Genomic DNA, 21574 nt, shown 5'->3' on the forward strand with positions numbered 1-21574 from the left:
ATGCAACTGCAATGGGTTGATATAGCAATTGTCGCAATTATCGCTTTGTCAGTGTTGACTGGTTTATTTCGCGGTTTTGTAAAAGAACTTGTTGCACTATGTGTATGGGTACTAGCTATTTGGTTAGGTTTTAATTATTCACAAAATCTGGATCCTTGGCTTAGCCCCTATATTCAAGAGCAATCAGTGCGGACAGTCATAGGTTTTATTATTATTCTTTTTGGCACTCTGTTAGTCGGGGGTGTAGTCAATGCAATTCTGAGTTTTATCCTAAAACGTGCTGGTTTAAGTGGAACTGATCGAACTTTGGGAATGGGCTTTGGTTTTTTACGCGGGGTTTTTATTGTAGCCTTGATTATGGTTGCTGTTAAAATGACTTCTTTACCTTATCAGGAATACTCACAAAAATCCAAGCTTTATGCGCGGTTTGATCCAGTAGTAGCTTTACTCTATAGTCATTTACCTGAGTTTATCAAGCAAGTGAAGGCCGTTGATAAAACAGAAAATCTCATTGATACAGTCCCTGCCTCTTGATGTAATCATAGACTGATTCTGGGAGTTCGTTCTTAAGTTCTTTATGCTGTTTTAATTGTTGTCTAATTCGGGTTGAAGCAATATCATAGTGCCCCGCATCAAATAAACACATAATACCAGCTTTGTGACTTAAGAGTGCGTTTTTATCATCATTTCTATTCTGATTAAGAAGATTTTTAATAGGTTCCGGGATGGGTTGTTGAGAAAATTCTTCTCTGTTAATAACTAACAAATTAGCCAAAGTTATTATTTTCTCCCATTGGTACCATCTAGGCAGACTTAGTAATGCATCGTATCCAATTATTAATGTAAGCGATGCGTTGTTATGCTCTGATCGAAAGCTTTGCAAGGTATAGGCCATATAAGAAGGTGTGTCGCGGTCTATTTCTCGAGTATCAATTTTAAAATCTGAATAGGGTTTGATTGCTAATTCCAGCATTTCAACCCTTTGCTTGCTGCTGGCACTTGATTGAGGTTTTATCGTAGGATTTTTACATGGCAGAAAATAATAGGAATCAAACCTAAAGTAAGATTGAATTGCTAAGCTGGTCTTAATGTGGCCATTATGCACCGGGTCAAATGTTCCACCAAAAATCGCTATACTATGCATGATTGACCTAACAAGTGTCCAAAACAAAGAGAAAGCGAAATATTTTCCAGATCATTCCACACGTGGGTATTTAAGTTGGATTTAATTCGCTCATCAACCATCTGACAATAATGATGCAATTGTTGTAAAAGTCGAATATTTAATCGTTTACTACTTAATTGGTAAAAATTAACACGCTGAGGCCAAATTTTTAATTGTTTACTTGCTGTTCTTATATCCATCTTTTGTTGCATAAGAAAAAATAATTGCAATAGTGTTCTGATCTCTTGGGTAAGTATCCATAAAACCAATGTGGTTTCCGTTTTGCTATTGGCGGCGTGTCTTAAAATATGAATTGCCTTGTCACCATCACCAAGTAAACATGAGTCAACTAGTTCAAAAAGAGAGAAATCACACTGATCAGATAAATGTTCGAGAGCCAAATAGGGAGTAATTAGGGTGTCTGGACTATTGCTTAAAGCGATTTTCTCAATCACTTGAGCAGTAGCTAACATGTTTCCTTTGGTATATTGATAAATTAATTCAGGAACATGTGGATCAAAATGGATGGCATTTGATTTTAATTGACTGCTAATCCATTTTTTAATTGCTTCTGGATTTAATGGCTGTGCAATGATAACCAGTACTTGTTCATCGTTTGTTAACCATTGGAGTTGTTTTGCAGGGAGGTTAGGAGCTCTAATGATAATAAAATTTCGTGAATTTACTGATTTAAGATACTCGCCAAGAATCTTTTTTCCTATTGTATCTATTGATTTCTTATCATAGAAAATAGTTAATATGATGTTTTGATAAAATAGAGAGTAATTATTGGTTTCTTCTAGAGCAACATGCCAATCTTCTGGTGATTGAATAGATAGAGTTTTTTCATCACAGTCAGATGATTCTTTTAATGTCGTTTTTATGTTATTTAGTGCCTCATCGATAAGATAATTATCCTGACCGATGATCATATTAAGCGGGTATATTTTTTTTTGTAACAGCTGAGTTAGGGCTTGTTGATTTATTTGCATACTATGGTCGACTTAAACGATTAATGATTTGAATCACAGCGTCATGTCGCATTTCACTGACTAGCAGAGCTTCCTCTTCATTAGAGCCAAGTATTCTATCGTTATTTACAGTCAGTTGACGATTCACCGCAACTTTTCTGGGAGCTTTAATAATCTGTCCTTTAGGGGTCTGTAACATAAATTCAATGGTCAATATTAATTGGTATTGCCTTGGATTGGTGCTTGCGCCAATACTGACAATTTGTTGTTGTAAATTGGAATTTTTAATAATTAGCCAATATTTTGCAAGAGATGGATCAGAGTTAACATCAACTTTGTAACCTTCCAGCTGGGATTTGAGCAAAGAAGCCAGTTCTTTATTATTATCATTAGAAATAATGGCTACGTTATTAAGCCACTCGGGGATATCAATTACTCCGCGTAAATGAAACCCACAACCGGTTAGAAGTAAAATCAGTACAAGGGATATTGAATATTTTTTGATCTTGGTCATTTTTCTGTTAATCCCTGATTTTTGTAATTACATGTAAAGCTATCCATGGTTTGAGAAGGTTTGTAAACACCTGGAGGTTGCCAGAATAATGACTAAGTACAATCTATTCATTTTTAACCAATAACCAGATTTATTAATTGTCTATGCGGAACAACAATTGCTTTTTTAATGGTATGGTTAACCACAAAGTTGTGGGCATGTTCTTTAGCCGCAGCAATTAACTCCTCCTCTGAAGCATCCGTGTTTGCAGTGAACTGTGCTCTTAACTTTCCATTAACTTGTACAACATAATCCACTTCATCGGTTTTTAAAGCGCCTTTATCTATTTTTGGCCAAGGTGCATCGATTATCGCTTTATCAAATCCTAATTGCTGCCAAAGACAATGGCAGATATGTGGTGTAATTGGAGCTAATAATCTAAGCAATATACTAAGGCTTGAATGAATGAAAAATTTGTCATTCTCGGTTTCAATGCAATAGTCATATATTTCATTAAATAACTTCATACAACCAGAAACAACGGTGTTGAATTGATTGCGATCATAGTCATGAGTCGCCTGGGCAAGTATTTGGTGTACAGCATGACGAGATTTTTTTAAGCGAGATTCTGTTTCCTTCCAATCCAAATGGCCATTGCCACTTAAAATACTATCGTTAATGTCAATAAGCATGTCTCTATGCTGATGTGAAAAAGCCCAAATCCGTTTTAGAAAACGGTGCGCGCCTTCAACTCCAGAATCCGACCATTCCAGTGATTGATCGGGAGGAGAAGCAAACATGACAAACAGGCGTGCTGTATCTGCCCCATAGGTATCGATAAGATGGTTTGGATCTACAACGTTACCTACTGATTTTGACATTTTATGTCCATCTTTTAAAACCATGCCTTGTGTGAGTAAGGCTTTGAAAGGTTCATCTGAATTAACTAACCCTTCATCTCGCATAAGTTTATGGAAAAATCGAGCATACAATAAGTGCATTACGGCGTGCTCGATACCACCAATATACTGATCAACTGGCGTCCAATATTTCGCCCGGTCATCAAGCATGGCATTTTCCTGACCTTTACACGCAAAGCGGGCATAGTACCAGGATGATTCAACAAAGGTATCAAAAGTATCCGTTTCACGAGACGCATCCTGGCCGCATTTAGGGCATGATACATTAACAAACTCTTTACACTGTGCAAGTGGTGAGCCAGTGCCAGTAAAGTCCACATTCTCTGGCAGCACAACAGGTAGTTCTTCATCGGGAACAGGAACTATTCCACATTGTTCACAGATAATCATAGGTATAGGGGTTCCCCAATATCTTTGTCTGGAAACACCCCAGTCTCTTAATCGATAATTAATAGTGGCTTTGCCAGCATCATTTTCTTCCAGAAAACTAGTTATCGCTTCAATAGCTGTAGTAGAAGGTAATTTATCGAATTGACTCGAGTTAAGCAGGATTCCTTCGCCAGTATAAGCCGATTGATTAAAGTCGTGCTCCATGTCAATTGGTTCGATGACTTGCCTGATGGGTAATTGGTATTTTTGAGCAAACTCCCAATCGCGTTGATCATGAGCAGGGACGGACATGACTGCACCAGAACCATATTGCATTAGAACAAAATTGGCTACCCATATGGGTAATTCTTTACCTGATATAGGATGAATTGCAGTCATCCCAGTATCAACACCCTTTTTTTCCATGGTTGCCAGTTCTGCTTCTGCCATTTTAATTCCCTGGCAACTGTCTAGGAATTCCTGAACTTTTTTATTGTTGGAAGCAGCTTCTTTTGCTAAAGGATGGTCGGTTGCTACAGCAAGATAGGTTGCTCCCATCAGAGTATCTGGTCGTGTTGTATAGATTTTTAGTCTTTTAGGATAGTTGTTTACGTTAAAATAAATTTCTGTGCCTATGGATTTACCAATCCAATTGCGCTGCATTTGTTTTACTTGGGCAGGCCATTCATCCAGTGTATCCAAGGAACTTAACAGTTCGTCAGCATAAGAAGTAATTTTAAGAAACCATTGGGAAATTTCCTTACGCTCAACCAAGGCTCCTGAGCGCCAGCCTCTCCCATCTACTACTTGCTCATTAGCTAATACTGTTTGATCTACAGGATCCCAGTTAACAACGGCGTTTTTTTTGTAAACTAGTCCTTTTTCGAATAAACGAATAAAAAACCATTGCTCCCAGCGATAATATTCAGGATCACACGTGGTAATTTCCCTTTTCCAGTCATAAGCATTGCCTAGGCGTAAAAACTGTTCTTTCATAGCAGCAATGTTTTTTCTTGTCCATTCTGCGGGCGGAATTTTATTTTTGATGGCGGCATTTTCGGCAGGTAATCCAAAAGCATCCCATCCTATAGGTTGCAGGACATTTTTCCCCAATGCCCGTTGATAGCGAGCGATCACATCACCTAGAGTGTAATTTCGAACATGTCCCATATGTAATGTTCCGCTAGGGTAGGGGAACATGGATAAACAATAAAATTTTTCTTTGTTTAAATCTTCAGTGACGTTAAATGATTGCTTTTTATGCCAATATTGTTGGGCTTGTTCTTCGACTTCTTGGGGGTTATAGGTATTATCCATAGTCCAATAAATTTAATAACACGGAATCGCTAAGGATACCCCCTCTTGCCCTTGCCAGCAATAGATTATTTTTCGGTAAATTGCTTGAGATGCATAAATAGTACAAAAAATAAAAAAAATGAGCAAAAAATAAGCGCAGGATGGTCGCTCCAGATAATCCAAGGGGTGATGCCATTAGCAGGGAATATATCCGTTTGTAATATCCCGGAGTTGAAGGCGGGAAGTCCTTCTACGATAGCTCCTTGATCATTAATGACCGACGATAGTCCATCGTTATTCACAAGAATCTGATATCGTCCTGTAAGCAAAGACAACATTTGAGCCATCTGTAATTGCTGATAGCTTGCCAAAGAATGGCCAAACCAGCCGTTGTCACTGATCGACACGATCCATTGGGCCATAGGCATTTGTGACCTTAAAATATTAGGGTATGCAATTTCGTAGCAAATTAAACTGGCAATGGGATGGTTGGCAATATTGATCAATGCCTGGGTTGCTTTCCCTGGAACAACATTAGGCTCAGGAAGATTTAGCCATCGATTGATGGCAATAAAAGGCTTTGGTATGTATTCTCCAAAGGGTACTAATTGGCGTTTTACGTAGGCTCCTGTTGCTTCTCCTAAACTGATAATGGAGTTGTAAAAATTGGTTTCATCGTTATTTGTAGGTTGCAGAATACCCAGAATTAAGCTGCTTTTAGCTTTTAAAGCTTTTTCGTGTAATTTCAGTAAATAATCTTCCACGTAACTTGCAGGCAAAGGTATGGCTGATTCAGGTAAAACAATTAAATTCTTTCCTAGCAGTTTGTCTGTTGTGTTTTCATAATATTTTAATAAATTCCAGAATAGAGTTTCATCCCATTTGTCTCTCATCGAAAGGTTAGGTTGGATAGCGCCAATGGAAATGGGGGCTTTCTTTATTTCTGTCCAATGTAAGTTTTTTCCAATGCTTGGTGTAATAAGAACCAGGATAAAGATACAGACATAATAATATCGTTTGATGGTATTATCTTTAACAATAAGTACAAGTAGAGTACTCAGAAAGGAACAAATTAATCCAAGCCCATAAATACCAATTATTGGTGCGGTATATTTTAGTGGTGTATCAATTTGGGTTACGCCAACTAATAGCCAGGGGAAGCCTGTAAAAAGTTTAGAACGGGCGAATTCGCTGAGGCACCAAAGCGTACTGAACAAAAGCATAGTAATAAACAGATTGCATTTGGATGAAAGCAATTTAAATAAATAACCTACAAGACCAGGAAATAAAGAAAGATACATAATAAATAGTAATGTGATGATGCTGGAAAGAAAGTAATCCAGCTGCCCATAGTCATGGATGCTGATGATGACCCAGGATACACCAAAACCAAAATACCCCAATCCATATGCAAAACCCAGTGTAAATCCATGCTTAACGGAGCACTGGAGAAGTTCAGAAAACAAAAATGCCAAACTTAGAATAGTTAATCCTGGAAGATGAAAAGGTGAGAACCCGAGAGGTGCAAGTAATCCAGCAACAAATACAATAATATATTTTGAATATTTATTTAATATTGAAGAGTGTATCTCTACGGAGTTCGTTAAAGCGGCTTGCTTCATGGTCTAATTAAATGGATTAAAGCAGTCAAGATAAATGAGTAAGATTGATAGGTCAAGTGATATACTCCTTACTTGTTTTTAAAATATCGCGAATAAATAAATCAAGTTGACTAAAAGCCAGTTGTTTCATTTCCGAGAAGTATATCAGGAATTGCTGTATTGATCTCATTTTAGGTCTATCTAATCTCTGATATTTTGTGTAGGATTAGCAGGTTTTACAAAGGAGAAGGATTGTATGTACAACGTAATGATTACTGGTGCCGGAAAAATTGGTAGCTTAATTGCTTGTCTTCTGGCCGATAGTGGGTCTTATCAGGTTCATTTAGCTGATGTGGAGTTTAATGGCTCTGATGTAACAAGATTATTAACTGCTTTGCCTGAAATTAAAACGGTTGCATTGGATGTAAAAGATGAACAATCCACTCAAGCCTACTTGGAAAAGCATAATATTATTGCAGTGATTTCTAGTCTTCCTTATTTCTTAAATACTCATGTAGCCAGAGCTGCCAAAGCTGCTAAAGCTCATTATTTTGATTTGACGGAAGATACCTCTGTGACAGAAGCAGTGAAAGTCATTGCCCAAAATGCTGAGACAGCTTTTGTTCCTCAATGTGGATTAGCACCTGGTTTTATCAGTATTGCAGCAAATAGCTTGATGCAGGAATTTGATAAATGTCATCATGCCAGATTAAGAGTTGGGGCACTACCTCAACGCGCTAATAATGCCCTTCATTATTCACTAACCTGGTCAACCGATGGGGTTATTAATGAGTATGGGAATCCTTGTTATGGAATAGAGGCTGGAAAGGATGTGGTCATGGCACCACTTGAAGGTCTGGAATCAATTCAAATTGACGGTTGTGAATACGAAGCATTTAATACTTCAGGCGGTTTGGGTAGTCTGGCTGAACTGTATGCTGGAAAAATACAGTCTATGAATTACAAGACGATGCGCTATCCTGGACATTGCAAAAAAATGCGTTTTCTAATGAACGATCTACGTTTAAACGAGGATCGCGCGACGTTAAAAAGGATACTAGAAAACGCGATTCCAAAAACATATCAGGATATTGTGATAGTGTATGTGACAGTCGAGGGTATCAAACAGGGTGAATTAACGGAAAAAAGTTACGTTAAGAAAATTTACCCGGAGGTCATTCGAGGGCTCGAGTGGTCTGCTATTCAAGTCAGTACAGCATCAGGTGTTTGTGCTGTTGTTGATTTAGTGTTGGGGCAAGGGAATGAATATAGTGGACTTGTTTTACAGGAAAACTTTAAATTGTCTCATGTATTGGAAAATCGCTTTGGCCAATATTATGCCTAGGAGTATCTCATGGACTTATTGCATCGTTTAAATATTAAATCAGTAAACCCAGGGGCTTTTAGTGGGCATGGTTGGCATAGTGACAGCCATGACCATACTTTGGAATCTTTTAATCCTGGCAATGGGGATAAACTTGCTGCCATAGCAACTTGTACCATGAAGGATTATGAACAAGTTATGCAGAGAGCGGAACAAGCAGCACAAGCTTGGAAAAAGGTGCCTGCACCAAAGAGAGGTGAAATCATCAGGCAAATCGGTCAGGCACTTAGAGAGCATAAAGACAGTCTCGGAAGCTTGGTATCACTGGAAATGGGCAAATCAAAGCAGGAAGGGGATGGTGAAGTTCAAGAAATGATTGATATCGCTGACTTTGCTGTAGGCCAATCAAGGATGTTGTATGGTAATTCCATGCATTCTGAACGGCCTAACCATAGAATGTATGAGCAATGGCATCCTTACGGAATTGTTGGCGTGATTTCTGCATTTAATTTTCCTGTTGCAGTCTGGGCCTGGAATGCTTTTCTGTCTGCTATTTGTGGCAATGTGACCATATGGAAACCATCGGCAAAGACACCTCTTTGTGCTGTGGCAGTGCAACATATTTGCAATCAGGTTTTGAAACAAAATAGTTGCCCTGAAATATTCAGTTTAATCATTCCCAACTCACATGATGTGGTTGAGGCCATGGTCGATGATAAGCGTATATCTTTAATATCCTTTACTGGTTCAACGGCAGTGGGCAAGCAAGTCGCAACAAGAGTTGCTGCTAGACTTGGCAAAAGTATTCTGGAATTGGGTGGTAATAACGCCATTATTCTTGATGAGTCAGCTGATCTTCATTTGGCTATTCCTGCCATAGTGTTTGGTGCAGTTGGTACTGCAGGCCAGCGTTGTACTACTACGCGGCGTTTATTTGTTCATGAATCAAAATACCAGGATGTTATTGAAAGATTGAGACATGCTTATGAACAAATAACTATTGGTGATCCCCTGGATACTCAAAATTTAATGGGACCTTTGATTGATTATCATGCCGTAGAACAGTTTAAAAAAGCGATCAGTAGAATAAAGGAAGCAGGTGGCCAAATTGTTTATGGTGGCGAAGCGCTCAAACAAGCTGGATCGTTCGTTCAGCCTACCTTGGTTTGTGATGTAAAAAATGATTGGGATATTGTGCAGGAAGAAACTTTCGCACCCATTCTTTATGTCATGTCCTATCGTACTTTGGATGAGGCAATAGCTTTACATAATGGAGTACCACAGGGGCTTTCATCTGCTTTATTCACCCAAAATTTAAAAAACGCTGAACTCTTTTTAAGTGCTTCTGGAAGCGATTGCGGTATTGCTAATATCAATATCGGTACTTCAGGCGCTGAAATAGGAGGGGCATTTGGTGGCGAAAAAGAAACAGGTGGCGGACGAGAGTCAGGATCTGATTGCTGGAAAGCTTATATGAGACGTCAAACCAATACGATTAACTGGGGAGATGAGTTGCCATTGGCCCAAGGAATTCGCTTTAATTTATCTTAAATATAAAAAGAATAACTTGGCATCCGCTCCCTGACGGTCGCGGCTCGGTTTAAACTGTTATCTGAGTCGCGACCGTCAGGGAGCGGACATATAAATTTCAATCCGGTAAAACATAGTGTTTGGGCGTTTTTTGGGTATGTAACCAACAAGAGGAAAAAATAATGCAGGAGCCTTTTTTCATTAAAAAAGTTGCAGTTTTAGGGGCTGGCGTTATGGGTGCTCAAATTGCAGCACACTGTATTAATGCTGGAATAGAAACCTTACTATTCGATTTAGCTAATAAAGAAGGGTCTAAAAATAGTTTAATTGACAAAGCAATTGCTAACTTAGGAAAATTAAAGCCAACTCCCCTTGCTACACCTCAAACGGCTGAACTGCTCCAGGCAAGGAATTATGAGGAGAATTTGGATGATTTGGCTTCTTGCGATTTAGTAATAGAAGCGATAGCCGAGCGCCTGGATTGGAAAGAAGAATTATACAAGCGAATATCTCCCTATTTGTCAGACAAATCAATTTTGGTAAGCAATACATCAGGACTAAGCATTAATGCTTTATCTGATGTTTTGCCTGCTCAACATAGACAAAATTTTTGCGGAATTCATTTTTTTAATCCACCTCGCTATATGCATTTGGCAGAATTGATTCCAGCTAAAACCACATCAACCCAGTTGCTGGATCATTTGGAAACCTGGTTAACCAGCTGTTTGGGCAAGGGAGTTGTAAGAGCTAAAGACACACCTAATTTTATTGCGAACCGAATAGGAGTCTTTTCATTATTAACTACGCTACATCATACCTTGGCTATGAATATGGGTATTGATGAGGTCGATGCATTGACAGGGCCTTTATTAGGCAGACCAAAATCTGCGACTTTCCGAACTATGGATGTTGTTGGTTTGGACACAATGCAACATGTTATCAATACCATGCGGTCGCAGCTGTCTGATGATCCATGGCATAAATTGTTTACTTTACCAGATTGGATAAATACTTTAATAAAAGACGGCCATCTAGGCCAAAAATCGGGGCAAGGAATTTATCGAAAAATCGGTAAAGTAATTGAAGTCTATGATATCAAAACAGGTCAATACAGACCTGCTGCAGCAAAGGTCAGTAATGAGCTGCAGGATATAATGCGCATTATAGATCCTGAAGCAAGAATGAAAAGCCTAATGACGTCCACTAATAAGCAAGCCCAATTTTTGGCGGCCTGTTTCAGAGACTTGTTCCATTACTGTGCATATCATGTAAAGGATATCGCTGAAAACGTAAGGGATGTTGATTTGGCCATTCGTTGGGGATTTGGATGGTCGCAAGGACCTTTTGAAACATGGCAACTTTCTGAATTACATCGGGTTACTCAGCAAATTGAACAGTCAATACATGACAATACGGCATTAAGCAATGCAAAATTACCTGATTGGTTATACGAAATAAAAGAGTTTTATACTCGAGAAGGTGCTTATTCACCACATCAAAACAGCTATCAAGCCAGAAGCCATTTGCCTGTTTATCACAAGCAGTTGTTTCATGACAGAGTTTTAAAAGAGTCGCATTATCCTCTGCACGTTATGTATGAAAATGAGGGTGTTTGTTTGTGGCACTTGAGAGAGGATGTGGCTGTCGTAAATTTTAAAAGCAAAGCGAATACTATTGGTCAGTCCGTTCTCGATGGTTTGGAAGCTGCTTTGGATATTGCCGAGAAAAGTTGTCAAGGATTGATTATTTACCAACAAGATCCTTCTAATTTTAGCTCAGGAGCAGATTTACGGGGTGTTTCCAAATTATTATCAGATGGAACGATTCAGGCTCTTGAGCGTATGATAGAGCAGTTTCAACATGTTGCAATGCGTTTAAAATATAGTTCCATTCCTACCGTAGCAGCATTGAGAGGACGTGCGCTAGGAGGTGGTTGTGAATTAATGATGCACTGTGACTCGGTTGTCGCTGCTTTTGAGTCTTATCCTGGGTTGGTTGAGGCTGGAGTAGGAGTTATTCCTGCCGGAGGTGGTTGTAAAGAAATGGCAATGCGTGCTGCCCAGCAAGCCCAACAAGCGGATTTGTTAACGTTTATATCCCCCGTTTTTCAACAAATAGCCACTGCAAAAGTAGCCGGAAGTGCGTCGGAAGCCAAGAACATGGGTTATCTGCGCCCAAATGATGCTGTAATGATGCATGCCGATGAGGTTTTATATGCTTCTCTGGCTAAAATTATCGCCATGCAGGCTGCGAATTATCTTCCTCCTTTAAAAATACAGCAATTTAAAGTGGCAGGTATTGAAGGACAAGCGCGGTTGCAGTCCGCTTTAGTGAATTGGCTGGAAGGTGGATTTATATCTCAACATGATTACTTTCTAGCTTGTGAATTAGCAAATGTTCTTTGTGGTGGTGATGTTAATCATGGAACAATGGTTGATGAACAGTGGATGTTAAAACTAGAGAGAGAGGCCTTTGTAAAACTTGCAAATACACCATTAACTCAGGCCAGAATTAGTCATCTATTAGAGACTGGTAAGCCACTGCGCAATTAAGCAAGGAGAATAGTGATGACTGACGTATATGTTGTTGACGTGTTACGAACACCGGTAGGTAAGGCACCAAGAGGTGTTTTTAAGAATACATTACCAGATGATTTATTAGCACATACTATCAAATGTTTAATGCATAGACATCAAACACTTGATTGGCAAGAAATAGGCGATGTAGTAATAGGCTGTGCAATGCCGGAAGCGGAGCAAGGTATGAATGTGGCAAGGATTGCCTCATTATTGGCTGATTTACCACAATCTGTTCCGGCAATGACAATTAATCGATTTTGTTCTTCAGGCGTACAAAGCATCTTTACTGCAGCAGATGTTATTCGCAATCATGATGCCCATTTAGCGTTGGGAGGTGGCGTAGAAAGTATGTCTATGGTACCCATGGGTGGAAATAAGTATACTGCCAATCCAGCGATGTTTAATGATGAACACGTTGCCATAGCTTATGGCATGGGCATTACCGCAGAAAATGTAGCAAAACGATGGGAAATTACCCGTGAGCAACAGGATGAATTTGCTATAGAAAGCCATAAGAAAGCAATCGCTGCACAAGAACGATTGGATTTCAATGCGGAAATAAGTCCTTTGGAAATATCTGTAAGGCATGCCGATCTGACAACTTCCAGAGTCGAAGTAAAGAAAAAATTAATAAGCAAAGACGAAGGACCCAGAGCAGATACTTCGTATGAAGCCATTTCTCGATTGAAACCTGTGTTTGCTTTAAAAGGTACTGTTACTGCGGGAAATAGTTCACAGATGAGCGATGGTGCTGGAATAGCTTTGCTAGCCAGCGAAAAAGCCTTAAAACAGTATAATTTAAAACCATTAGGACGCTTAATGAGTTTTGCTGTAGCCGGAGTTCCTCCTGAGATTATGGGGATCGGGCCAGTAAAAGCAATTCCTGTTGCATTAAAACGTGCTGGAATTTCACTGGACCAATTAGACTGGATTGAACTGAATGAAGCGTTTGCAGCGCAAGCTTTGGCTGTTATTAAAGATCTCGATTTACCGAGAGAGAAAGTCAACCCGGTTGGAGGCGCCATTGCTTTAGGTCATCCTTTAGGGGCAACTGGTACTATAAGAACAGCTACTTTGTTACATGGCTTAAAAAGAACAAAGGGTCGCTATGGTATGGTTACTATGTGTATTGGTACAGGTATGGGAGCTGCTGCTGTATTCGAAGCTTTATAATTATACTATTTACTAATAAAATTCCCGGATTAAAGTAACATTTTAAACCGGGAATTTCATGTGCCATATCCCTATCGGCAACGGTTAGATTGTTATTTACTACTTACTACCCATACCCATGCGAGATGTTTGACCTTCATCAAGCTGCGAGCCTTCTTCTTGAACTGGTGCAGTGGTTGTTAGATCCACCTTATCTGTTTTATCAACCCCAGTTTCCTTGACTACAGTCTTGTCAAGATCATCATCTTGTTTCGTCCATAATTTAGCAGGAGTTTCCCGCAATATTTCAGAAGGTGCTTTCGCTTTGATATCGTGTAAGACAGTAGAGAATGAGCTACTTGGGATAACAACCTCATCCTTTTTCACACCTAAATCCTCAGAACTTGATAATTCTTTCTCTTTTTTCTTTAGGCTTGAAACTTTGTCACTGGTAAGCTTATTGGATACTCTATCCCTTAAAAATTTACCAACAGCTTCTCTCACAGTTTCTACTGCAGCATTAAAAGCCGAGCTTATAGCAGAACCTATGCCTTTAAAAAATGAACCTATCGCTGAGAACATATTTCCTAGGAACGAAGATTTTTCCTGTTTTGAAGAAGATTGTTTTTCACCAACAGGTTCTTCTGGTTTTTGTTGTTCCTTTCTTGCTTTTAGAATATCAGATGGCTTAATATTTGGTGTCACATCAACACCTTTTTCCTCAACCGTTTCTTTAGGTTTGAATTGGCTTAATTCATCCATCACAGTTTTCTTTTTACTATAAGCATCACCCGCTTTATCTAGATATCTGAATATATCCAGATTCATCTCTTGTTCTGCTTCTGTTCTTTTATAAAAGAATTTGGCATTGGGTAATCCCTTAGCGCCAACTTCTGGATGGAATTGTGTGGTTATAATTGGAACACCAAATTCTGATTCTGCCGCTTCAATAGATTCATCATCACTTGCAGTTCCTGTTTGTTTAAATCCAGAACCTAGTTTGGAAACGACCTGGTTGTGTGCGCCAAAAAACTCTCCCTCATAATGAGTGGTTGTAGGACCATCCTCTAATCCTCTCTTTAATTCATTTAATTCTTGACCTACTTGCCCCAATTCTTCCTTTAATTGTTCTAGATTATCTAATTCTCCGGCAAATTCTTTTATACCTGATAGATCTTCTTTAACTTTTAATCCTGTTAGATCTAATAATTCTTGTATTTCTTTTTCATCTAATGTATCTAACTTATCTAAGTCTCCTAACCTATCTTCTTTTTTTAATATATTTAATTTTTCTAATGCTACTATTTTTTCCGATAATTCATTAAATTCATCCATTTTATTATCAAATTTTTCTCTGACTTCTTCTAATTCCTTACGAACTTTTGGTCCACCAATAATTTGAGCGATCATTGAATCTTTATTTAATTTTATTGAGTCATAATTCATGAATCGTTGTTTATCTAATTTGTCAGAGTCTAAGTCTGATATTTCTCCACCGCCATAAACTGCGATGACTTGATGGCCGCCACAAACACCGAAAATAGGCATACCTTTTTCTGTTGCTACGTGTACCAATGCCAGTTCGGCAATTGTCCGCGAAAGATCATATTTTTGGTCAGGATCCCTTGTTTGGTTAAAAAGCTCAGGATCAATCATGGCACTGTTACCTGATAATGCTAACACATCAACGTCTTTAAGTAGCTCCATTGCTTTTGCTTTGGCGTGTGCAAATAATATTTGTCGGCCTTCTTCTGTGGAATACAACTTATCGAATTCTTCTTTAGGTATGTCTTCCATCATTTTTCTATAGTCGCCGTCAATAACTTCAGAACCAACATGCGTAAATGATTCTTTCAAGGAAATAACACTACTCCCACCAACTTCAGGACTATATGTCACAGCTACTTTTGTCATGATCCTCTCCAGATGTTTCTGTATATTTTTTATTATAGTTGATCATTATTAAGAAAATATTACGTATTTATTAAGAGAATATGATCAGTAAAAAAAATTTAATAATTGCTTATTTATTGATTTTACTGTTTTAAAAGGATTCATGTTTTTTTTTGAGTCTAATTTAATGGATTATTAAATTATGCCGGAGATTGTTGTCTATCCGCTTCCTTACGGTCTTGGTTCAGATTGTAGTAGTGAAAAAGCGAGCCGAGAGCGTAATGAAGAGGATTTTCAATCAATCTCAAAATTCATCGCCAATTTTGTATATGAAAAGCTGTTAAAATTTTCTCTAATAACACTCGCTGATAACTTGCTTTACTATCTCGTTTGCCTTTTGGTAATGAGTAAACAACCAAATTGAACTCATCGCTTTTTGCATAAGCAACACTGAGTTAATATTGACTTTCAAGTAATTTGATCAATAACTTGCTTTGTTGTTTCTTTATTCTACTCTTAAAATAATAGGAGATCGGAATGGAGCAGGTATGCGAAGTTTTGTTTTGGCTCTGTTATTGGTAATCAGTAGTAGTATTTTTGCTGATGAGTTAGTAGGTTTTGCTGCCTTTGAAAACGGTGACTATACCACAGCCTATCCACACTTAATGGAGGCGGCTAAAGATGGTAATGAAGAAGCCATGTATCTATTAGGGCGAATGTACCAGTATGGGTATGGTGTAACGACCAATTATGAAGAAGCCAGAAACTGGTATCAAAAAGCGGCGGATAAAAATAATGCATTAGCTCAGTTAAGCCTGGGGTTTATTTATGACACAGGGAAAGGGGTGCCCCAGGATTTCTCCGAAGCATTCAAATGGTATATGAAGGCAGCGGAACAAGGCAACCCGATCGCACAAAGAAATATTGGATTAATGTATGCCACAGGCGATGGTATTCCCGCTAGTGATGATAATGCATTTATCTGGTTTAAAAAGGCAGCGGAGCAAGGTTATAGCAAAGCACAGGTGAATCTGGGGTATCAGTATATGATGGGTAAAGGAACTCCAAAAGATGTGAATAAGGCCTTCGAATGGTATCAAAAAGCGGCAGAACAGGGGGATGAAAAAGGTGAGTATAGTCTAGGTTTATTATATACAGGGCAGGAAGGGGGAATTGCAGCAGACGATAAGGCTGCTTTTTATTGGTTCTCTCAAGCAGCTAATCATGGCCATGTTAATGCTCAAACCTACTTGGCCTATTATTATCTGAAAGGATATGGGGTGGATTCTGATCCAGCTAAAGCAGCCTATTGGTATCAATCTGCTGCTGAAAAAGGGCAACCCGAAGCACAAGCGCAATTGGGACAATTGTTATTAACAGGCACTGGAACTGACAAAGATTATCAACAAGCCGCCTATTGGTTTGGAAAATCTGCAAAACAAGGAAACCCGGTTGGACAAGCGAAGTTAGGTTATATGTATTTGGCAGGTCTGGGAGTCAATAAGAGTTTAGTTAAGGCGTATGCATGGCTGAAAATTGCTGCTGACAATAAAAATGAAGAGGCAGCCAAGCAGCTTAAAACCTTGGAAGCCAAGTTGACTGACTCAGAAAAGATAGAAGCAGAGAAAATGATTAAAGAAATGGGGTCATTGGAAAGTAAAGAAAATTATGAAGAAGATTGAGGAAGAAGAATTATAACTGTTTGTGCTGTAGATATGGAAATTATTACTTATCCATTCCCTGAGGGTCGCTGCTCTGATTATAGAAGTGAAAACCGAGTCGATACCTTAAAGGGGCGGAATTTCAATGACTTTCAAAGTTTGTTACCAATTCTATACATTAAAAACTGTTAATACTTTCTCTGATAACACTTACCGATAATTTGCCTTTCCTATCCCGACTGCGTTTTAGTAATGAATAAACAACCAAGTTGAACTCATCGCTCTTTGCATAAGCAACACTGAGGTAATATTGACTTTCAAGGGTAATTTGATCAGTGGGTATATTTAGTTTTTTTAATAATTCATTAATTTCTTTAAGGTCAGTAATACCACTATCTTTTCTGGCTGTGATTAATTCATTGACCTGAGCGCCACTAAGGCCATCGCCTAATGACATTAATACTTGTTTTGGTGCAGTATTAATATTAATACTTGTCGATTCAGGCAAAGCGGTGATAAAAGGCTCAAGGGAAAGATAGACAGGTGCAGAAACATCCTTTACTAATCGGAATTCGGATTTACTTTTTATAAGTTGATGGCTGGGATAATAAGGAGGTTTTTGCGAGAGATAGTAGGATGTGTATATGTCTTCTCCACGCCCTGGAGCATAAGTAAGTAGCCAATGTTTTACTCCTAAGGCTATATTAGCTCGCTCTTGACCTGTTGCTTTTGAATATACCTGGTTAATAAGATGCATAAAAGTAGGGATTGATTTTTTTTCAATCAAATTATTAAGATTAAATCCAGCTTGTAAATCATAAAGCCCTCCACTTAATTGTACTTGATTGTAAATCCTTTCCATATTTTTAGGGTATTGTGCAACCATATTTAGCTTATTGATTTTGGTAAAACGATTATTTTTATTAATCAATTCATTAAGAGCCCAAAAAGTGACGGCTTGTGAAGCAAGATACAATTTATCTTGAGTGATGACTAATCTTGTTCTGTAAATATCCAATTGCAATCGTGTGCTCATAGCCGTAGCTACTATGGCAACTAATGTCATAATAAATAGAGCAGTGAGAAGGGCGCTTCCTTGTACTTTTTGCTTCGCAGCAAATTTTGAAAAGAGCTTAGTCAAAAACATAGAGAGCTCCTGGTATGATAAAAAGCATATTCAACTCACCCCAATCTTTGAGTGTAAGATTCATTTGGATAGCTTTAGGTAGAGGTTCTCGACGTTGATTTTGAGTGATTGCTTGTTCACGCCATTCGGCGAGAAGCTGCAGGGTTTGATTTAAATAGTTGAAATGACAGTCCGATAAATTATCCAGAAGGACTTTATCCTCATACTTATTTCTGTCTATAGGATCTAAAGTACTCCATGTACGGCGTAGCAATTTTTCATCCTGGCAAACAAGAGCAATTCGTTTTAGTGTACTTCGTTTTTCGGCACTGTTTGGGTTTACAACTCCATCCCTTGTTAATTCAAGATATTGAGGTTGGCCAACAAATACGGGGAATAACCTCATTTCATTACCTCGTATAGCACGTTCTACTGTTTGAGAAGTATCTTGTTGAATGATGCTTATAGCTAGCTGTAGAGCATTTAAGCGTTCGGCCTGAAGGTTAACTCGGGTTCGTGTATTGAATGCGTAGTATAGGGTCGAAGAAGTAATGGTAGCTAATATGGCAAAAACGGTAAGGGCAATCAGTATTTCTATTAGAGTAAATCCTTTACTAGACCTTTTTCGAAGCTCCACTGCATTGGACAGTTGTTGAATTGAAGTTGTACTCGAATCTTCATGTACTACCTGTACACCGTGGTTCTGCGCGTTGGTGTGCCTCAACACGCGATTCGTTGCAGCGATTTTTGAAAGAGGTCGACTTTTTATCATGGTAAATACCTGAATGCTATTAATTCTTCTCGAAAAGGACCTGCTTGTTTTGGACTGACTGAAATGGTTATCTGTTGCATACGTTTTATAGGGGTTGAGCTGATTTTTGCTCTCCAGTACCACTTTTGGCCTAGCATGGTGGTTGCTTGTGTTGATTCCTGGCTTTGGGTAGTTTGTAACAGATTTAACTGGATCATTGCGATACCTTGCATTGCTACCCAATGGCTGATTGTTTTTTCTTTGATTCTATGTGTATTGTCTGTGTTTTGGGCTGTTGCTTTTAAAAGCGCTGTTAAAGCAATTGCAATGACTGTAAGAGCCAATAAGACTTCTATCAGAGTAAATCCAGATAGTAATTTAGGTAATTTATGTTTTGGCGTCATTGAGATTTTGCCGTCGTAAAATTCAAATTGCCGTCGTGACTGCCTGTCAGTCTAGCCATCCACTTTTCCTTATCAGTTCCGAATTCTAAAGTAAAAGGAGTCATATCTCCAGAAGAAGTGATAAGGATTGCTGGTGTTCCCTGAACAGGTTTGTAGCTGGTTTTAAGATGAATGACAGTGTTTTTAGGGAAATAATGAACCTTAAAAATTCCTTTATTTGATATAGGGTTCCATCCTGTCTTGTCTTGAAATTTCAGAATTTGATAGCTGGTATTGTTTATTCTCAACCCAAGAGTGCTAGTTTCTAAAATAGCTTGTTGCTGAGCCAGGCTAAGAGTATTCGCCAATTGTTCAGCAGAAAATTGTATACGTCTGCTTTCTCCAAAATCACCAAATGCGATTAAGGCAAACCCGAGAGTTATGCCTATAATCACTATGACAATAAGAATTTCTATTAAGGTAAAACCCCTATGAGTGGTCATCCCAGTTACCAATCTCCGCATTAATCCCTGTTCCGCCTGGTTGTCCCGCCGCTCCATATGTAAATACATCGACATCAGTATGTTGTCCTGGGTTTAAATAAAGATATTCTCTTCCCCATGGGTCTTTGGGCAATGATTTAAGATATTGTTTCCAATTCGTTGGGGCAGGATTGCTTGTTGGTTTTTCTACCAGGGCCAAGAGACCTTGATCGGTTGTAGGGTAAGTGCCATTATCAAGTCTGTATAAATCAAGTGCGTTTTGAATAGCTAAGACATCTTGCTTGGCTTTTACTTTACGTGCCTCGTCTGGACGTCCCATGATTTTAGGGACAACTATCGATGCGAGTATGCCTAATATGACGACAACAACCATAATTTCGATCAAAGAAAAGCCTTTTTGTCGATTCATTTGTGTACCTCTTAAAACTAAATGTCAAATTATAACACAAATATTGTGTCTCATGAATAGACTTGGGATTTAAATGAAAGTTGGGTTTCGTTATGCTCGGACCCACTCTGGTCTATCTAAAAATAGTTATAGTTGAGACTGGTTCTTTGACAGATTAAGTAACCAATTGTTCCATTGAAAAAATAGGCAACAAGGTAGCAAGAACAATAAATAAAACAACGGCGCCCATTAAAAGAATAACCAGAGGCTCTAAAAGGGTTAAAGACGTTTCAATTAATCGATTGACTTCATTGTCTAAATGAGTAGCAGCTCGCTCCATCATATCTGAAAGCTGACCACTTTTCTCTCCACTTGCTATCAAATGTATAGCCATGGGGCTAATAAATTTTGTTTCTTTAAGCGCTTCATTGATCCCACTGCCTTCTCTTACTCGAAGGGTAGCTGTATCAAATGATTGTTTCATGACAACATTGGTTACCAGGCTTGCAGAAACTCGCATGGTTTCAAGTACGCTGACTCCTGCAGCAAATAAGATTCCAAAGGTGTGGATGTATCTGGCAACATTAATTGTTTTAACCAGATAGGAAACAATAGGGAGCTTAAGTATCAATTTGTGCCATGCCGTTTTGATTTTTATATTGTTCAGACTCTTTTTAAACGCGATTAGTGCAAGAATCAGAGTTAATAACGTATATAAACCATAAGATTTGATAAACTGACTGAAGTTAATAAGCAATTGGGTCATAGCTGGGAGAGTTTGCCCACTTTCAGTAAACACATCAATAATTTTAGGAACAACAAAAGTAAGTAAAAAACTGATGATCGCAGTGGACACAATGATCATGAGTAATGGATAAATTAAGGCTTGTTGGACTTTCTGGCGAGTTTGTTGTTGCTTTTCAGTATAATCAGCTAATTTTTCCAAAACGACATCAAGGCGCCCTGTTTGTTCTCCTGACCCCACTGTGGCGCGGTAAAGTTCCGGGAAAGCATTGGGGTACTGGGCCATTGCTTGTGCTAAGCCATACCCTTCCAGGACTTTAGAGCGAACGCCAATGATTAGTTCTCTTACTTTGTCTTTTTCTGTTTGTTCACTGACACCACGTAATGATTCTTCAACGGGGATACCTGCAGCAAGAAGGGTTGCTAATTGTCTGGTAAGTAAAGCCAAATCAGCCGCAGAGATTTTACCTTTTGTATTGGCAGCACGCTGCTGGGTTAAGGTTTGTATTTGTGTAGGAATTAATCCTTGTTCACGCAATAATTGGCGAGCATGACGCTCTGAGTCAGCTTCAATGACTCCTTTACTTACATTGCCATTTACTTTTAGCGCTTGATATTGGTACGCGCCCATATTATTTTTGTTAAAGTTAAAACTATATAGTGTAATCTATTGGGTTTAATAAGTCACTTAAGGTAAACTATATGCGGACTATCCTGGAGACAAA

Annotated in this window: 19 protein-coding genes; 7 read left to right on the plus strand and 12 right to left on the minus strand. The window is 38.6% G+C overall.

Going from position 1 to position 21574, the window contains the following annotated elements; genetic code table 11:
- The gene (locus tag ACZ5EK_RS07000; protein WP_464427317.1) at positions 1-534 is read left to right on the plus strand and encodes a CvpA family protein; all 534 of its coding nucleotides are present in this window, start codon (positions 1-3) and stop codon (positions 532-534) included.
- Here the strand turns inward: ACZ5EK_RS07000 and nadD are convergent.
- From nadD to lnt, 5 genes are all read right to left on the minus strand, one after another.
- Positions 509-1144, minus strand: a complete 636-nt coding sequence (nadD, locus tag ACZ5EK_RS07005) for a nicotinate-nucleotide adenylyltransferase (RefSeq protein WP_464432169.1) — start codon at positions 1142-1144, stop codon at positions 509-511. The two genes, ACZ5EK_RS07000 and nadD, sit on opposite strands and share 26 nt — an antisense overlap.
- The gene (gene holA, locus ACZ5EK_RS07010) at positions 1132-2157 is read right to left on the minus strand and encodes a DNA polymerase III subunit delta (RefSeq protein ID WP_464432171.1); all 1026 of its coding nucleotides are present in this window, start codon (positions 2155-2157) and stop codon (positions 1132-1134) included. Before holA ends, nadD begins: the two co-directional genes overlap by 13 nt.
- 1 nt (position 2158) lies before the next feature.
- Positions 2159-2650 (minus strand): LPS-assembly lipoprotein LptE, encoded by a 492-nt coding sequence (locus tag ACZ5EK_RS07015; protein WP_464432172.1) that lies wholly within the window; start codon positions 2648-2650, stop codon positions 2159-2161.
- Between the two features lie 113 nt (positions 2651-2763).
- Positions 2764-5235 (minus strand): leucine--tRNA ligase, encoded by a 2472-nt coding sequence (gene leuS, locus ACZ5EK_RS07020; protein ID WP_464432173.1) that lies wholly within the window; start codon positions 5233-5235, stop codon positions 2764-2766.
- 65 nt (positions 5236-5300) lie between these two features.
- Entirely contained in the window at positions 5301-6836 is a 1536-nt protein-coding gene (gene lnt, locus ACZ5EK_RS07025; protein ID WP_464432175.1) for an apolipoprotein N-acyltransferase, read from the minus strand.
- A 235-nt stretch (positions 6837-7071) separates the two neighbouring features.
- Between lnt and ACZ5EK_RS07030 the strand changes: the two genes are divergently transcribed.
- The 4 genes from ACZ5EK_RS07030 (at position 7072) to ACZ5EK_RS07045 (ending at position 13421) form a co-directional block, all read left to right on the plus strand.
- Positions 7072-8160, plus strand: a complete 1089-nt coding sequence (locus ACZ5EK_RS07030) for a saccharopine dehydrogenase family protein (protein WP_464432177.1) — start codon at positions 7072-7074, stop codon at positions 8158-8160.
- A 9-nt stretch (positions 8161-8169) separates the two neighbouring features.
- Complete coding sequence (gene amaB / locus ACZ5EK_RS07035; RefSeq protein ID WP_464432179.1) at positions 8170-9690, plus strand: L-piperidine-6-carboxylate dehydrogenase; 1521 nt, start codon at positions 8170-8172, stop codon at positions 9688-9690.
- A gap of 161 nt (positions 9691-9851) precedes the next feature.
- The gene (locus tag ACZ5EK_RS07040) at positions 9852-12221 is read left to right on the plus strand and encodes a 3-hydroxyacyl-CoA dehydrogenase NAD-binding domain-containing protein (RefSeq protein ID WP_464432180.1); all 2370 of its coding nucleotides are present in this window, start codon (positions 9852-9854) and stop codon (positions 12219-12221) included.
- A gap of 15 nt (positions 12222-12236) precedes the next feature.
- Positions 12237-13421, plus strand: a complete 1185-nt coding sequence (locus ACZ5EK_RS07045) for an acetyl-CoA C-acyltransferase (protein ID WP_464432181.1) — start codon at positions 12237-12239, stop codon at positions 13419-13421.
- Positions 13422-13520: 99 nt separating this feature from the next.
- Here the strand turns inward: ACZ5EK_RS07045 and ACZ5EK_RS07050 are convergent, their stop codons facing one another.
- A complete protein-coding gene (locus tag ACZ5EK_RS07050) occupies positions 13521-15314 on the minus strand; it encodes a gamma-glutamyl-gamma-aminobutyrate hydrolase family protein (protein ID WP_464432182.1) in 1794 nt (597 codons plus the stop codon).
- Positions 15315-15495: 181 nt separating this feature from the next.
- Here ACZ5EK_RS07050 and ACZ5EK_RS07055 point away from each other — a divergent pair, with 181 nt between their 5' ends.
- Both ACZ5EK_RS07055 and ACZ5EK_RS07060 read left to right on the plus strand, forming a co-directional pair.
- Positions 15496-15717: a hypothetical protein gene (locus ACZ5EK_RS07055; RefSeq protein ID WP_464432183.1), complete on the plus strand. Its 222-nt coding sequence runs from the start codon at positions 15496-15498 to the stop codon at positions 15715-15717.
- Positions 15718-15841: 124 nt separating this feature from the next.
- Complete coding sequence (locus tag ACZ5EK_RS07060; RefSeq protein ID WP_464432185.1) at positions 15842-16975, plus strand: tetratricopeptide repeat protein; 1134 nt, start codon at positions 15842-15844, stop codon at positions 16973-16975.
- A 157-nt stretch (positions 16976-17132) separates the two neighbouring features.
- Here the strand turns inward: ACZ5EK_RS07060 and lspK are convergent, their stop codons facing one another.
- The 6 genes from lspK to lspF all read right to left on the minus strand — a co-directional run bounded on the left by lspK (position 17133) and on the right by lspF (position 21480).
- On the minus strand, positions 17133-18101 hold the full coding sequence (gene lspK, locus ACZ5EK_RS07065) for a GspK family T2SS minor pseudopilin variant LspK (RefSeq protein ID WP_464432187.1): 969 nt from the start codon (positions 18099-18101) through the stop codon (positions 17133-17135).
- Complete coding sequence (gene gspJ, locus ACZ5EK_RS07070; RefSeq protein WP_464432188.1) at positions 18088-18852, minus strand: type II secretion system minor pseudopilin GspJ; 765 nt, start codon at positions 18850-18852, stop codon at positions 18088-18090. Before gspJ ends, lspK begins: the two co-directional genes overlap by 14 nt.
- The gene (gene lspI / locus ACZ5EK_RS07075; protein WP_464432189.1) at positions 18849-19235 is read right to left on the minus strand and encodes a GspI family T2SS minor pseudopilin variant LspI; all 387 of its coding nucleotides are present in this window, start codon (positions 19233-19235) and stop codon (positions 18849-18851) included. Before lspI ends, gspJ begins: the two co-directional genes overlap by 4 nt.
- A complete protein-coding gene (gene lspH / locus ACZ5EK_RS07080) occupies positions 19232-19717 on the minus strand; it encodes a GspH family T2SS minor pseudopilin variant LspH (RefSeq protein WP_464432191.1) in 486 nt (161 codons plus the stop codon). The genes lspI and lspH overlap by 4 nt, the downstream gene beginning before the upstream one ends.
- Positions 19704-20126, minus strand: coding sequence for a GspG family T2SS major pseudopilin variant LspG (lspG, locus tag ACZ5EK_RS07085; protein WP_464432193.1), 423 nt, complete (start codon positions 20124-20126; stop codon positions 19704-19706). The genes lspH and lspG overlap by 14 nt, the downstream gene beginning before the upstream one ends.
- Before the next feature lie 154 nt (positions 20127-20280).
- Complete coding sequence (gene lspF, locus ACZ5EK_RS07090; protein WP_464432195.1) at positions 20281-21480, minus strand: GspF family T2SS innner membrane protein variant LspF; 1200 nt, start codon at positions 21478-21480, stop codon at positions 20281-20283.
- Positions 21481-21574 lie beyond the last annotated feature (94 nt).

It is taken from the genome of Legionella sp. JM-2024, assembly GCF_055389095.1.

Excerpts from the sequence above, each read along its gene's own strand:
- ACZ5EK_RS07000 (WP_464427317.1), top strand. The coding sequence starts at position 1 with ATGCAACTGCAATGGGTTGATATAGCAATTGTCGCAATTATCGCTTTG.
- nadD (WP_464432169.1), bottom strand. The coding sequence starts at position 1,144 with ATGCATAGTATAGCGATTTTTGGTGGAACATTTGACCCGGTGCATAAT.
- holA (WP_464432171.1), bottom strand. The coding sequence starts at position 2,157 with ATGCAAATAAATCAACAAGCCCTAACTCAGCTGTTACAAAAAAAAATA.
- ACZ5EK_RS07015 (WP_464432172.1), bottom strand. The coding sequence starts at position 2,650 with ATGACCAAGATCAAAAAATATTCAATATCCCTTGTACTGATTTTACTT.
- leuS (WP_464432173.1), bottom strand. The coding sequence starts at position 5,235 with ATGGATAATACCTATAACCCCCAAGAAGTCGAAGAACAAGCCCAACAA.
- lnt (WP_464432175.1), bottom strand. The coding sequence starts at position 6,836 with ATGAAGCAAGCCGCTTTAACGAACTCCGTAGAGATACACTCTTCAATA.
- ACZ5EK_RS07030 (WP_464432177.1), top strand. The coding sequence starts at position 7,072 with ATGTACAACGTAATGATTACTGGTGCCGGAAAAATTGGTAGCTTAATT.
- amaB (WP_464432179.1), top strand. The coding sequence starts at position 8,170 with ATGGACTTATTGCATCGTTTAAATATTAAATCAGTAAACCCAGGGGCT.
- ACZ5EK_RS07040 (WP_464432180.1), top strand. The coding sequence starts at position 9,852 with ATGCAGGAGCCTTTTTTCATTAAAAAAGTTGCAGTTTTAGGGGCTGGC.
- ACZ5EK_RS07045 (WP_464432181.1), top strand. The coding sequence starts at position 12,237 with ATGACTGACGTATATGTTGTTGACGTGTTACGAACACCGGTAGGTAAG.
- ACZ5EK_RS07050 (WP_464432182.1), bottom strand. The coding sequence starts at position 15,314 with ATGACAAAAGTAGCTGTGACATATAGTCCTGAAGTTGGTGGGAGTAGT.
- ACZ5EK_RS07055 (WP_464432183.1), top strand. The coding sequence starts at position 15,496 with ATGCCGGAGATTGTTGTCTATCCGCTTCCTTACGGTCTTGGTTCAGAT.
- ACZ5EK_RS07060 (WP_464432185.1), top strand. The coding sequence starts at position 15,842 with ATGCGAAGTTTTGTTTTGGCTCTGTTATTGGTAATCAGTAGTAGTATT.
- lspK (WP_464432187.1), bottom strand. The coding sequence starts at position 18,101 with ATGTTTTTGACTAAGCTCTTTTCAAAATTTGCTGCGAAGCAAAAAGTA.
- gspJ (WP_464432188.1), bottom strand. The coding sequence starts at position 18,852 with ATGATAAAAAGTCGACCTCTTTCAAAAATCGCTGCAACGAATCGCGTG.
- lspI (WP_464432189.1), bottom strand. The coding sequence starts at position 19,235 with ATGACGCCAAAACATAAATTACCTAAATTACTATCTGGATTTACTCTG.
- lspH (WP_464432191.1), bottom strand. The coding sequence starts at position 19,717 with ATGACCACTCATAGGGGTTTTACCTTAATAGAAATTCTTATTGTCATA.
- lspG (WP_464432193.1), bottom strand. The coding sequence starts at position 20,126 with ATGAATCGACAAAAAGGCTTTTCTTTGATCGAAATTATGGTTGTTGTC.
- lspF (WP_464432195.1), bottom strand. The coding sequence starts at position 21,480 with ATGGGCGCGTACCAATATCAAGCGCTAAAAGTAAATGGCAATGTAAGT.